Genomic DNA, 13,303 nt, shown 5'->3' with positions numbered 1-13,303 from the left:
AGTCAGTAGGGATCAGAGGGGAGATATCGACCAGTTCCGTCGAATCGCCTTCGGTCAATAAGGCCCGCCAAGGTTGACGCTTTCTGCCCCAGCTGAACATCTGGGTGAGGTCGGCGAAAAAGCTGATGGCTTGGCGATGAGCACCACTGCTGACGACCACGCGGACTAAGGTCCGAACATCGTGCTCGGACACACAGCTGACCGATGTCTTGGCGAGCCGGGGACCAGGGGAGCCTTTGTCTGATTTAGCTCGGACGTATTGTGCGATCAGGCTGACTTGATACTTCGTCCTGAACCCCAGTCATGTACGGAAGTGAGATTGATACGGCCCTGGTGTTGTAAACCCACGAAGGGCCGGCTGATTGCCGCCTGTCTACTCGTTGCTACAGGGATTTAATCGCTCGGAGGCGTCAGTATTGCGAGTGTCATATTGATGAACTCTTCGTTCTTGCTGATTATCTCCAGCGCACCGCGAACGTTGCCGGCGACTTCAACGGCGCCGTGCTGCTCGACCCAAATCGTCAGTTCCATGATCGCAGCCTCAATGGCTAACTGGTTTTGATTGATCTTGAAAAGCAGGGATGGAAGCATGTCTGAATTTGGTGTTGCCGTTCCCCCGTAAAAAAGAACTGCGTAGCACTGAGGATTTTTAGGAATGGATGACCTTCCAGCAAGTCTATGTTCGCTGGCAATCCGCGTCACATGCCTTGTCGGAGGTCTGTCAACCATTTGCTGGCCGTTCGTGCTCTTCATCGGAAACTGCTGGTGTTCGCTTGCCGTGGTGGCTTTTAGCCGCTAATAGTGAGGGTATGTTGGAGAGGGCGTGAAGATGATTTCGAGATTTGTTGTTGTTCCTGCAGTCCCCACGGAAACTGGATCCACACGTAGCGGATCGCGCTTCTACTGCCAAACCGCACCCATAGGTTTTAACCTCTACGACAATGATGGAAAGCTGCGACTTCAGACTACCTATCAGTCCCGTGCAGAGGCTGAGAGCGAGTGCCAGCGGCTTAATTTGGGGCAGCTTGACACGATCTTCTCAGAACGGGAATCTACGCTCGTTCTATAGACATTAACTAATCACAGCTCAGTACGTGAGGCGTAGTATTGGAATATGGGCTCTAGGGGCGTTTACTCGTTTATCCCATTCAGTTTGCAATACTCCTTCCAGTCCATTTCTACCATTTCTGCGACTTCTCGATGGAACTCCAGGATCAGGTATTTCAGTTCTTCGGGAGATTCTGAAATCAGTGTCAGGGTTAGTTCCCACACCTCTATTCCCAGACGCGTAGCCTCTTGCTCAAAGGCTGACTCAATGCACAATTTTTTTTCGTCCTGACTCAGTCCCTGGACTGCATCGTTGAGCGATGAGTCGCCGCTGAAGAATTTCGAGAGCGCTAATTCTCTTCGTAAATCATCTGAGTTCATCAGCTGCTCCAGCCTTATGAGCCGTCTGGGAATTTTTGCCTTGGCGCGATATGGCATTTACCATCGTCAGGCAGTGTCAGTCTCATCGAACCAGCCGCGAACCATTTGGGTAAAAAACAGATGCGTCGTATCCCACCAACGTGTCCACCAACTGCCTTTTTCACCGTCCTCAAGTGCTATCAAGGGCCGGCTCCCCAGTTTTTGCCCAGCATCGTACAGTTCCAGTCTTCCTACGACGGTCCCAATTGCGATAGGCGCTTCGAGTGGCCCATCGATCTCCATGCGTGTCTCTAATTCCCGATTTTTATTCTTGGGCAAGGTGAGGGTCATATCGTCCAGTAATCCCAGAGCGATTGATCGATTTTTACCTTTCCACAGCGCAGACCACGTGAGTATTTCGCCGGCTTTTTTGTAGGTTTTGGTGTCGTAGAAACGAAAGCCGTAACCCATGAGCTTTTCCGTTTCTGCCGTGCGCTGATGTTCGCTGCTTGCACCAAAGATCACACTGATCAAACGCCGCCCGCTTCGGTGCGACGAAGCTACCATGCAATAGCCAGCCGCTTCGGTGTGGCCGGTCTTCAATCCGTCGAAGCTTGCGTCTCGCCACAATAGAAGGTTGCGGTTGGCTTGCCGTATTCCATTCCAGGTGAAGTGTTTCTTGGCGTATAGAGCGTAGGAGCCAGCACCTTCGCTGATGATCGCCCGAGCCAACGTTGCCATGTCTCGGGCCGATGAATAATGCTCGGGCTCAGGCAGCCCAGTGGAATTCATGAAGTGCGTGTTGCTCATCCCCAGTGTAGTAGCGGTCGAATTCATCATCCCAACGAAGACGCCTTCGCTTCCGGCTACATGTTCGGCGAGAGCAACGCTTGCGTCATTACCCGAGTCGATGATCACACCGCTGAGCAAGTCGTGAGCCGAAACCGAGCTACCGGGGTCAAGAAACATGCGTGAGCCGCCGGTACGCCAGGCATTTTCGCTGACAGTCACCCTGTCATCAGCTTTCATACGCCCGGCCTTGATTTCGCGACTGGTGACAAATGCCGTCATCATTTTCGTCAGGCTGGCTGGCGGTAGACGCCTATCACCGCTGTGGCTGGTAATAACGGTACCCGTTTCAGCGTCGATCAGTATCCAGGCTTTAGCGCCGAGCTTCGGCGCAGCAGGGATCATGGCCCCTCGAGTGTTATTGTCAGCCAGAGCAGGGTTAGCCCAGGCAAGAGGCGTTGTTACACAGAGAACGGTTAACAGGAGCCGGAACAACAGGTATTTCACAAGCAAGAGGCCTTGGGTCAGCAGAAAGTGCTGCCAAGCTAGCCTCCAGGGCAGGGGGGCTCAAATTAAGCTGGATTAAGTTAAATTTAATGTTCAGTCTCCGATGAATCCGTAGATCAGTCGGAAACCATCGGGCAGTGAATCAAAACACGGGTGCCACGACCGATGGCGGCGGGCTGGATATCCAGCGAATAACCGTGCAATTTTGCAATGGCAGAGACCAACGATAAGCCGAGGCCGTGGCCGGGTTGCCTACTGCTTGCCTCCCCTCTATAGAGCCTGCGTATGACATGTGCACGGTCCGCCTCGGGTATCCCGGCCCCATCGTCAGCGACTTCAATGATGACCGTTGAATCCTTGATGCTACCGCGCAATTTGATATGCCCGCCCTCCGGCGCAAACTTGATGGCGTTATCCAGTAAATTAACCAGCGCTTCGAACAGCAACGATGAGTCGCCATACAACCTGGGCAAATCACTGGTAATTTCCAGGGAAAGCGTCTGAGAGCGGTCGAGAGCCAGAGGTTCATAAAACTCATGTGCCTGTTGCAACAGCGCCATGATCGGAAAAGGAGTAAATGCCGAGCGGCGCCGAATATCGTCGAGTTCGGCAACCCGAAGCAGTCCTTGAAAGCGCACCATGATCGATTCGCTTTCTTCAAGGGCCTGATTCAATGTGTGCTGGTGATCACTGTTCAGAGGCAATTGTTGGAGCTGATAAAGCCTTGCACGCAACCGTGTCAGTGGCGTTCGTAGATCATGGGCGACCCCATCGCAGACGCTCTTGACCTCATGCATCAGTTGCTCGATATGATCGAGCATCGTATTCACGGCGCTTGCCAGCATATCCAATTCATCACGGCGGGCCGACAGGGGCAAACGTTCCGCCAGGTTGCCTGAAACGATACTTTCTGTACAAAGCTGCAGGCGTTTGACACGTCGCAACGGTCGGCGTCGCAATAACCGCCAGCCAATCAACCCGGGAATCAGTGTTAACGAAAAACCCCACAACAAGGCCTGTTCGATAATCCCGCCCACCGCAGAAATCGAGCCACCGTCACGCGCCAGAATAAGAATATGCCCGTTGGGGCGGCGTGCTAACAGCGCATAACTGCTTCTGGTTTCTTTCTCGGGTAACGCAATGCTCAGTCCGCGCTCAAGATAATAAACCTTGCCATCATCGGGCAGACTGGAGCGCAGTTTGAGCAGGTCTCCGGCAACGTGTTGTCCATCGGGTGCGAACAATCCGTAAGCATCGATCCCGGGCGTTGAATAGGCTTCACTGATAGCCAGTTCTTTCACCAGTTTTTTATCGTCGATCTTTTGATAGTAATGGGCACGCTGCAGTAATGTTCGCTCTGCAACGGTTCCCAGATAGTGGGAGATTTCCCAATACAACACGCCTGTAAAGAGTGCACCCCAGGCTACAAAAAACAGGGCGTAGAAACCGATCAATCGACTACCGGACGAGCGCCACTCCTCAGTCTTTGGCAGCAAGGACATAACCGGCACCGCGTATTGTATGAATGGCGGGAGTTCCTGCATTGCCTTCAAGCTTTTTGCGCAGCCGGCCGATGTGGACATCAATGATGTTCGTTCCCGGGTCGAATCGATAACCCCAGACTTCTTCAAAAAGCATAGTGCGGGTGACCAGTTGGCCGGCACTGCGCATTAGGTAATTGAGCAGTTTGAACTCGGTTGGCAACAGCAGGATGTGTTCGTCATTTCGAGTCAGTTTGTGCTCGACCAGATCCAGTCGAAGGTTTCCGCAACTGAGTTGCGGATGGCTTGCATCTGTACTGGTGCGCCGAAGCAACGCATCAAGACGGGCAACCATCTCGATGGCAGAAAAGGGTTTGGTCAGATAGTCGTCGCCGCCCGCGCGAAGCCCTTGGACGCGCTCATCTACATCGGAAAGCGCACTGATCATCAAGACGGGCGTCTGAATCCCCAGACTACGCAACGTACTGACAATCGTCAGCCCATCAAAGTCGGGAAGCATCCGATCCAGAGTAATGGCGTCGTAGCCTCCAGCAATCGCCAATGCCAATCCGTCCCGTCCGGTGGCAGCCCATTTGGAACTGAACCCATTGCGTTGGAGCGCAGCGATGATGACTTCTGCCGTCACTTCGTCATCCTCTATGACCAACGCGTAACTCATAATTTCCTCCGCTTGAATCTGTTTTCATTCCTCCCGACTCAATGTCGAAAGCCGATACGGCGTACCCTAGAGACCAACGCTGCGGCCGAAAATTAAATATTTCTTAACCTACCTTAACCTTGATGCCTGCCAAAGCACGGATATATTCGCCGAAACAGATGCTCACACGTACTGAGAGACGGAAGAACGTGACCCCATATTTGGCTTTCTTTTTGCTCGCGTTCGGCCTGGTGTGTACCTATGCGAATTGGATTACTGCGAAAAGCAAACCGGCGTAACTGTACCGGATCGATTGTGCTGATAGGCTAGGAGCTGAACGCATAGCGCAGACTTATGCCGTTTTTCTGATGGAGCGAACCATAATCGCTAGCCTTCGATATTCACCCCAAATTCAGTATTGGGAAGGCGGCAGCCGCCTGGAGTGTCACCTGTCATTTTCCAGCCGAGCATCCTAGGGAGTGTTCATCCCATCGCCACGGAGTCTCGGTAGTCTCCTTCCCAACGAGTCATTTTCAATGATTAGATTCACACCAGCATCAACTACGAAATCTACAGCTGAGCAGAGCGGTGCCGATCATGCGTTAGCCAATGCGGCTTGACGCGAACGTCAGGCGTGCTGAGGTATCAAAAAAGCTCATTGACGTGGTCAGGGCATTTTGTATGCTGCTAGTAGCAGAATTGATACTTGCTCAGTACTGACGACACCTGCCACCGGGACGTTGCAACTAATTATGCAGGTGTCGATCGTTTTATGTTTGCGAATCAATGCTCGGTTTTCGTCCCTGGAGAACCCTATGACTCGGCAGCAAGAATTTTTAGCAAAAGCGTTGGAAATACATCATGAATACGAACAGGCTACAGCTGCCATCCACGCCATGATGAGTAAAAACATTGCCGTAGGTCCTGAGTGGGATGCTGCTGTCGCGAGACACCTCGCAGCTCTTGACACCTGGATGGAACTGCCTCGTGGTTACGGCGACCTTCAGGCTGACGACTGACTTCCTTCCATTGATGCCAGATCGTGGGCATGTACAGCCGTCATGCAGAGCTCTACCCGAGCGCCGGCGCGCTTTCGTTCATTCTGTCGGATTCGGTGATCACCGTATGGTAGGACAAAAGCCAGTGGCGGCTTCGCAGATGGTTGAATCTGACAAATATCGATGGTGTGCTTCTAGCGCTAGCGCGTCTAGTTTTTTTGGTTCCTTGGATCGAATGCCTTTTCTTTCCTCGATTCATCTTTGGATGGAGCTAACATTCAGCCTGTTTCTCATGCCCAAATCTGCATAGACGGCTGACTATAAGTCGGTGCTCTGATCCACTTGCTCATGGCGTGACCTTGACCGTCAAAACACAGTTGGTTATCGCCAGCCTCAGGTGTTCGCCCCAGACTCAGTGTTTGTTGAGGCGGCAGCTAAGGGTCTACCCTGAATACACAGCCGGAGGGTGCAATCATGTGCGGACGCCTTTCCCAGTACCGGGGTGTTCACGACTTCGTCGCGGCGCCCAGCCTCCCTAACGCTTTGATCTACTATACCGGCGACCAGCGGTTCGAGCGCTACAACGTCGCCCCCGTCTACGCAACGCGTCCGCATGAATACCTTGACTCGACCAGGACGAGATTTTGTCTCGGGACCGAGTGCAGAATGCAGGTCATCTCGTGTCAAGGGTGGTGTCGGCCTCCAGCGCGCGGACAGCGTCTCCTGTGCACAGACAGTTGATTGCCCTCACTGGCGGTCTGTCTCGCGCCGCAGGCCGTTCAGCGTATGTAGATGCCTATCAGCATCCAGTCCCGCGAATGCTCCAGTCCCTGGCGATCCACGTCGGCAGGTCGGGCTCTGCCGCGTCGGTGGTCGCGAGGGCTTCGGCATAGCGTCTCCCTGTAGCACCTCATGCATCGGACAATTCACGCAGGCGATCGTCAGCCGCGAAGTCCCACAACCGGCTAAGGAGGATAGTCTGGGCCATGGTCAGCACGTCCCGGGTGTGCTGGTCGCGCAGGTAGCTTAGCGCGGCGTCCAGAGCATCGACCAGCTCGTGAGGTGTCGGCGCATACTGGATCGCATTTAAGTGTTTCCGCGATTCCGTGGCGAATGGTTCGGGGACCGGATCGAGCGCGAACGTGCTGGCCATGGTTGTTCCTTTTCGTCAATGGCGATCTGCGCATAAAACCACGCCCGGGTGCGATAGTAGACTAGCCCCCACCTTTCTGGCGTCCAGCCGGCAGCAAAAAGCCCGCCGGCGTGGGCTTAGATGCCGAGGTCATCGGAACGAATGTCCCGTTATGGGGAATACTTACCAGCTCTTCGACCGGCTCTTGCATGGACTCACTCCGGTTTTTCTAACGTATCCGACCGACTACTACTGGCCGATTTCTGACCCCGGCCACTATGCACACTTTCCTCCTCTGGTTTTATCAGTTTCCAACGCTTTTCCTCTTTTGACCTTTCGCGCGATCAGCGGACTTGTCTTTAGGCAAAGCTGGACGCTCGCTGCTGCTTGGCACTGGCTTATCAAAATCTTCCTCGCTCACCGAATTTTCTGCAGTGAACCAGTGCTCCAGATCTTGCCCCTGCGGCTTCCCTTGCTTTTCCCACAGTCGATACGCGGCTTCTCGGATTTTTTGCTCATCCATCTTCAATTCCTCTCATTGTTCGCTGAATGAATGGGTCAAAAAGGAAGTAGGCAGTGCCTTCTTCCTTCGTCAACCAGCATTAAGGATAGGTGGTATGGCTAGCTTGGCCATGGCTGTTGATCAGCCAAGGTATTAAAGTGAGGCGCGATACGGTCACCAAAACCACCGATCACGCAGACGAAGAATTCAACAGCGCTGCTTGCTACGAATACTGCGTCGGACTCCGTATCGAAAATCGCATCGTCCGTTAAAAACGGTATCGTCCCAAACGGCGTGTTTGGCTGCGTTGCAGAGTTGTCGCGTAAATCGGAGCGGTAGTAAGCGGTGAAAGAGTATTACCTCGAAGTGCCTGCTCCGTGGTGCATGCTAGGATCTGTCCTGCGCTCTTATGCGGATGAGATCCAATTGGAGACAAACAGTTGGCAATGCGTTCTCTCTGAAGAGGACTATTGAGATTGTTGGAGAGGCTCTTCGGTTGGAACTGGCGGGCGTGAGGTTACGGCGACCTTCAGGCTGATGGCTGACGTTCTGTCATTTCCATTGATACCAGATTGAGGGCATTTACAGCCTTCATGCATAGCTGTGCCTGAGCATCGACGCGCTTTCCTTCCGTCAGTCGACCCGGTGATCACAGGTTGCTTGGAGCGAAAGTCTCTTTCTTTCCTCGAGTCATCTTTGGATGGGGCTAACATTCAGCCTGTTTCGCATGCCCACATTTGGATGAAAGGTTGGCTGTTGGCTGGCGCTCCAATCCATTGGCTCATGGCGTGACATTGGCCGGAAAAACACAGCTGGTAATCGCCCGCCTCGGGTGTTCGCCCCAAGTTAAGTGGCTGCAGAGGTGGCAACTGACGTCGGTAGTGCCAACTGCCATTTTCCAGCCGAGCATCTTCCGGAATCTCCATCCCCGCACCGTTGCCACGCACACGAGCTTCTTCCAGTACCAGGCCTTGCTCGGTGATGCGGTAATCCTCCTCCCAGCGAATCTTTTCAATGGTGTGATTCAACGCCAGCGTGAAGTGCGAAATCGACAGCTGAGCCCACACGGCGCCGGTGAGGCCCAGACATAATCCGATCATGCGTTGGCGATCCCGGCCTGACGGGAGCGCCAGACGTGTTGGAGTATCATCAATGCCCCAAGAACGAAGCCCAGCTCATCGGTCAGTGGCAACGCCACCACCAGCAAGGCGCCTGCGCCCACGCACAACAGGCGTTCCCAGACAGGCATCTTGCGCTGCAAATAGCCGGTGGAGGCCATCCCCCAGAGCCCGACCGCCAACGTTGTCTTGATCAGCATGTAGGCGGTCATCCACACGTTGTCTCCTTGCAGCATGAGTGCCGGGTTGTAGACCGCCATAAACGGGATGACGAACCCCGCCAGTGCAATTCGCACCGCCCACAGGCTGATTTTGAATCCTGTCTCCTTGGCGATCGGTGCTGCCGCAAAGCAGGCGAGGGCAACCGGTGGCGTCAGGTCGGCGAGGATGCCGAAATAGAACACGAACATATGCGACACGATCAGAGGCACGCCCAGTTCCAAGAGGGCAGGGGCTGCGATCGAACTGGTGATGATGTAGTTGGGGATGGTCGGAATGCCCATGCCCAGTACCAGGCAGGTGATCATCGTCAGTATCAGCGACAGCAACAGGTTGTCCCGGCCAATGGCCAATATGTAACCCGCAAAGGTGGAGGCGACCCCTGTCAGCGACACCACGCCGATGATGATGCCCACCAGAGCACAGGCGATCCCTACCGGTACCGCGTGGCGTGCGCCTTCGACCAACGCATGCAAGCAGATAGTCAGTGTTTCTCGACCGCCCTTGATGAACCCGCACACCACCACCAGCACTGCGATGACCGCAAATATCACGGCGATCCCCAGCTGGAAAAAGCCGGTGCACAGGATGCCTAGCGCTACCCAAAAAGCGCAGCGCAGGCCAAAATTTTGCACTCGAAGAATGATCGCCGAGCCGAGAATCACGATGGCCGTCAGTGCCAGTCCGACCATGCCCGAGAATAGGGGCGTGCGTCCGGAAAACAGCAGATAGACCAATACCAACAGTGGAATCAACAGGTACCAGTTTTCCTTGACCGCGCCCAACGCGCTGGGGCATTGGTCCTTGGGTAACCCCATGAGGTTGGAGCGCTTGGCTTCCAGATGAACCATCCAGAACACAGAGCCGAAGTAAAGGATGGCAGGAATCAATGCCGCCTTGGCAATCTCCACGAACGGCACGTTGATGGTTTCGGCCATGATGAAAGCGACCGCGCCCATCACTGGCGGCATCAACTGACTGCCCATGCTGGAGGTCGCTTCCACCCCACCGGCAAACGCGGCCCGGTAGCCAAAGCGTTTCATCAGCGGAATGGTGAATTGCCCCGTGGTCACGACGTTGGCAATCCCCGAGCCGGTGATGGTCCCCATCAGTGCCGACGAGGCGACCGCGACCTTGGCCGGCCCGCCCAACTTGTGACCGAACAGACCCATGGCGAAGTCGGTGAACAGCTTGATCATCCCGGCCTGTTCGAGGAACGCGCCGAACAAGATAAACAGAAAGATGTAGGTGGCCGACACGTAAGTCGGTGTCCCGTACAGCCCCTCGGTGCCAAATGACAACTGGTTGATGATTTGATCGAAGCCATATCCGCGATGTGCCAGCTCGCCCGGCAGAAACTCGCCGAACAAGCCATAAGCCAGGAACAGGCCGCAGATGATTGGAAGCGCAATGCCCATTACCCGTCGGGCAGCTTCGAACACCAGGGCGACCAGCAGAATACCAATCATCGTGTCGGTAGAGGTCAGATCCCCCGAGCGCTGGATCAGGTCAGCCTCGAACACCCACTGATACATCGCCGTGGCAATGGCTGTGAGGCTAAGCAGCCAGGCCAGCGGCTGCCAAGGACGGTCCTTGCCGTAAGCGGGGTAACTTAAAAACACCACCCAAAGCAAGAAGCCGACGTGTACGGCACGCAGTACCTGACTTGAGAACGGTGCAAACGCCGCGGTGACGATCTGAAAAATCGAGAACAGTAACGCAACGTAAAACAAGGTTTTTGGCCAGTCTCGCGGATTCGCGGAGATGCCCTGATGATCTTCACTCATTAGCTGCCTGCCTCATGACTGCATTGAAAAAGGGCCGAACAGTTGGCGCAGCGATAACCCTGACCGCTGCGCCTGTCGCCGTTACAGCACGCCTTTTTCCTTGTAGTAGCGCTCGGCGCCTGGATGCAGTGCAATCGGCAGGTTCTTGGCAGCGTTCTCCAGCTTGATGTCCTTGGCCGCCGAATGAGAGTTGCCAAGACGTGTCAGGTTTTCGAACAGCAGTTTGGTCATCTGATAAGCCACTTCATCTGGCACATCGGCACGGGTGACCAGGATGTTGGTGATCGCGACAGTGGGCACCGCATCAGGTTGCCCATCATAGGTATTGGCCGGAATCATTGCGCCCTGATAGGCAGGGTTGCCGATTTTTTCGACCACATCAGTCGGAACGGAGACATAGTTCAATGGCATGACCGAGGACAGGTCGCGAATGGCCGCCATGCCCAGCCCGGAAGACTGTAGCGTGGCGTCCAGCTGCCGGTTTTTGATCAGCTCGACCGATTCGGCGAAGGGCAGATATTGCACTTTACCCATGTCTTCGTAAGTCAAACCCGCGGCTTTGAAGATTGCTCGTGCGTTGAGTTCTGTGCCTGATTTCGGTGCCCCGACCGAGATGGTCTTGCCTTTGAGGTCGGCCAGGGTCTTGATTCCCGACTCCTTGCTGGCCACGATTTGGATGTAGTTGGGGTAAGCACCGGCAATCGCGCGCAACTTGGTCAGCGGCGCGTTGAAGCCTGCATCGGCAACGCCATTCTTCGCATCGGCCACGGAGTCACCCAACGCCAGTGCCAGTTCACCTCGACCGGCCTGAAGCAGGTTCAAATTTTCCACCGACGCTTTGGTAGCTTGAACCGAGGTCTTCACGCCCGGGATGCCATTGCTGTAAATCTGCGATAGGCCGACGCCAATCGGGTAATAAACCCCGCTTGTACCCCCGGTCAGAATGTTGATGAATACCGGCGCGGCCTGAGTTGCGGTTGTGACTGCCAAGGTTGCAGCGGCGGCCAGCAGGGTAAAGCGGCTTTTTACTCGCATGGGAAACTCTCCGTCTTGTTATGGCTGTATGCAGAGTGACTCCACTGTAGTTGATAGCGACGCAAAGGTGGCGAGTTGCTGGCCAATCTCTGCACTGGAATACCTTGGCAAGCTGACGTGCACGGCGGACTGCGGGTGAATAGTTTTGTAGACATTTGGCCGGTGCTGGTTGGAGCTCATCTACCTATCCGGTTAGTCTTACTCTCACTACGGTGCTGAACCTCAACTGGAATCCACTCGGGTGATCAAACCGCTTTTATTGATACGCCGTCGTTTTGCCTCGATCCGTTGGCGCACACGAGTCACGCTTTGGGTAGCCGCTACTCTCGCGGGGCTGCTGGTGGTTATGTTCGCTCGACTGGCCGACCTCGCACTGACGCAATTTTCCCAACAGACGGCCGAACGGCCGTGGCTGCCCTTTGTGTACACACCTTTGGTGGGCATGCTGGTGGTGTGGCTGACCACTCGTTTTTTTGTTGGTTCACAGGGCAGTGGGATCCCTCAGGTGATCGCCGCCACCCGGCTGGCGCACCAAGGTAGACCAGTCGATAAACTGGTGTCGTTACGTATCGCCTTCGCCAAGATCGGCCTGGGCACCCTGGCACTCACCGGTGGTTTTTCGGCAGGGCGCGAGGGCCCTTCGGTTCAGGTCGCCGCCTCGATCATGCATTTCTTCCATCGCTACCTGCCCAACGCACGGATCATCCGCAGCGAAGACTTGATCCTCGCTGGTGGCGCAGCGGGCATTGCTGCAGCCTTCAACACGCCGCTGGCCGGTGTGGCCTTTGCGGTAGAGGAACTGGGGCGCAAGCTGGAAACCCGAACCAGCGGGGTCTTGCTCAGCACGATTATCTTGTCGGGGATGGTCGCGATTGCCTTGCAGGGCAACTACAACTATTTCGGCCACTTCGACGTTCAGGACATCCAGCTCGATATCGTTGTTCCGGTGCTGGCGATCGGTATTGGCTGCGGTCTTCTGGGTGGATTGTTCAGCCGGATGCTGCTGTGGCCGCAGCGGCATCATCGATTCATCGTCTGGGAATGGCGCCGTGTGCATCCTGTTTGGTTCGCCGGCATCTGTGGAATGATCGTGGCGATACTCGGGTGGCTCAGTGGCGGGATGTCATTCGGCAGTGGTTACGGGATCACATCTCAGATCATCACTTCCGATATCGGTCTGCCATGGCATGCACCAATTACGCGTTTTCTCGCGACCGTGGTGACTTACTTTTCCGGTATCCCCGGCGGTATATTTGCCCCTTCCCTGGCGGTAGGGGCGGCCATTGGAGCCAACGTCGCGGAGCTCTTCGGACTGGCTGCACAGCCGATGATTGCTTTGTGTATGGTCGGTTTTCTGTCTGCGGTAACGCAGTCGCCGATCACGTCCGCGATCATCGTGATGGAGATGATCGACAGTCATGGCATGGTCATCAGCCTCATGGCCGTGGCGCTGATTGCCAAAGCGGTCAGCGCCAGAATGGGGCCGGAGTTATATCAGCAGCTGGCTCGTGGTTTTCTGCATTCGACAGACAGTGGCGTAGGTCCACGAAAACCTGATTGATCTAACGCACCAGTTGTCGAGCCGCTGCACGGAGGTCGCAGCCGTAGAGCTGGATGTCAGCGCCTTCAGTCAGATTGTTGAGTAGTGATTGGCCGCGCACTTGGCTATC

General features: G+C 55.0%; 12 protein-coding genes and 1 pseudogene. 3 read left to right on the top strand and 10 right to left on the bottom strand.

What is annotated here, in order from left to right; translation table 11 throughout:
* Positions 1-393 precede the first annotated feature (393 nt).
* The 5 genes from HNR03_RS01010 to HNR03_RS00990 form a co-directional block, all read right to left on the bottom strand.
* Positions 394-591, bottom strand: coding sequence for a hypothetical protein (locus HNR03_RS01010; protein WP_259152060.1), 198 nt, complete (start codon positions 589-591; stop codon positions 394-396).
* Between the two features lie 540 nt (positions 592-1,131).
* Positions 1,132-1,428, bottom strand: coding sequence for a DUF6388 family protein (locus HNR03_RS01005; RefSeq protein WP_259150158.1), 297 nt, complete (start codon positions 1,426-1,428; stop codon positions 1,132-1,134).
* A gap of 66 nt (positions 1,429-1,494) precedes the next feature.
* Positions 1,495-2,601: a D-alanyl-D-alanine carboxypeptidase family protein gene (locus HNR03_RS01000; RefSeq protein WP_259150157.1), complete on the bottom strand. Its 1,107-nt coding sequence runs from the start codon at positions 2,599-2,601 to the stop codon at positions 1,495-1,497.
* A gap of 218 nt (positions 2,602-2,819) precedes the next feature.
* Positions 2,820-4,205 (bottom strand): HAMP domain-containing sensor histidine kinase, encoded by a 1,386-nt coding sequence (locus HNR03_RS00995; protein WP_259150155.1) that lies wholly within the window; start codon positions 4,203-4,205, stop codon positions 2,820-2,822.
* On the bottom strand, positions 4,183-4,863 hold the full coding sequence (locus HNR03_RS00990) for a response regulator transcription factor (protein WP_259150154.1): 681 nt from the start codon (positions 4,861-4,863) through the stop codon (positions 4,183-4,185). The genes HNR03_RS00995 and HNR03_RS00990 overlap by 23 nt, the downstream gene beginning before the upstream one ends.
* A 794-nt stretch (positions 4,864-5,657) precedes the next feature.
* Between HNR03_RS00990 and HNR03_RS00985 the strand changes: the two genes are divergently transcribed.
* Together HNR03_RS00985 and HNR03_RS00980 are read left to right on the top strand one after the other, a co-directional pair.
* A complete protein-coding gene (locus tag HNR03_RS00985) occupies positions 5,658-5,861 on the top strand; it encodes a hypothetical protein (protein WP_259150153.1) in 204 nt (67 codons plus the stop codon).
* Positions 5,862-6,314: 453 nt separating this feature from the next.
* Positions 6,315-6,434, top strand: a pseudogene (locus HNR03_RS00980) (DUF159 family protein); the annotation flags it as partial.
* Positions 6,435-6,750: 316 nt separating this feature from the next.
* On the opposite strand, the gene HNR03_RS00975 reads toward HNR03_RS00980, so the two are convergent.
* The 5 genes from HNR03_RS00975 to HNR03_RS00955 form a co-directional block, all read right to left on the bottom strand.
* The gene (locus tag HNR03_RS00975) at positions 6,751-6,993 is read right to left on the bottom strand and encodes a hypothetical protein (protein ID WP_259150152.1); all 243 of its coding nucleotides are present in this window, start codon (positions 6,991-6,993) and stop codon (positions 6,751-6,753) included.
* A 283-nt stretch (positions 6,994-7,276) separates the two neighbouring features.
* Entirely contained in the window at positions 7,277-7,495 is a 219-nt protein-coding gene (locus tag HNR03_RS00970) for a DUF2934 domain-containing protein (RefSeq protein WP_259150151.1), read from the bottom strand.
* Between the two features lie 692 nt (positions 7,496-8,187).
* Entirely contained in the window at positions 8,188-8,574 is a 387-nt protein-coding gene (locus tag HNR03_RS00965; RefSeq protein WP_259150149.1) for a DUF1850 domain-containing protein, read from the bottom strand.
* Positions 8,571-10,598 carry a TRAP transporter permease gene (locus HNR03_RS00960; RefSeq protein ID WP_259150148.1) on the bottom strand — a complete coding sequence of 676 codons (2,028 nt, stop codon included), beginning with the start codon at positions 10,596-10,598 and terminating at the stop codon, positions 8,571-8,573. The genes HNR03_RS00965 and HNR03_RS00960 overlap by 4 nt, the downstream gene beginning before the upstream one ends.
* Positions 10,599-10,679: 81 nt before the next feature.
* Entirely contained in the window at positions 10,680-11,633 is a 954-nt protein-coding gene (locus HNR03_RS00955) for a TAXI family TRAP transporter solute-binding subunit (protein WP_259150144.1), read from the bottom strand.
* A gap of 241 nt (positions 11,634-11,874) precedes the next feature.
* Between HNR03_RS00955 and HNR03_RS00950 the strand changes: the two genes are divergently transcribed.
* Entirely contained in the window at positions 11,875-13,194 is a 1,320-nt protein-coding gene (locus tag HNR03_RS00950) for a chloride channel protein (RefSeq protein ID WP_259150142.1), read from the top strand.
* Positions 13,195-13,303: the final 109 nt, after the last annotated feature.

It is taken from the genome of Pseudomonas sp. JAI111 (genome assembly GCF_024809425.1).
Lineage (GTDB): Bacteria > Pseudomonadota > Gammaproteobacteria > Pseudomonadales > Pseudomonadaceae > Aquipseudomonas.
This window is presented reverse-complemented; position numbering and strand designations above follow the sequence as displayed.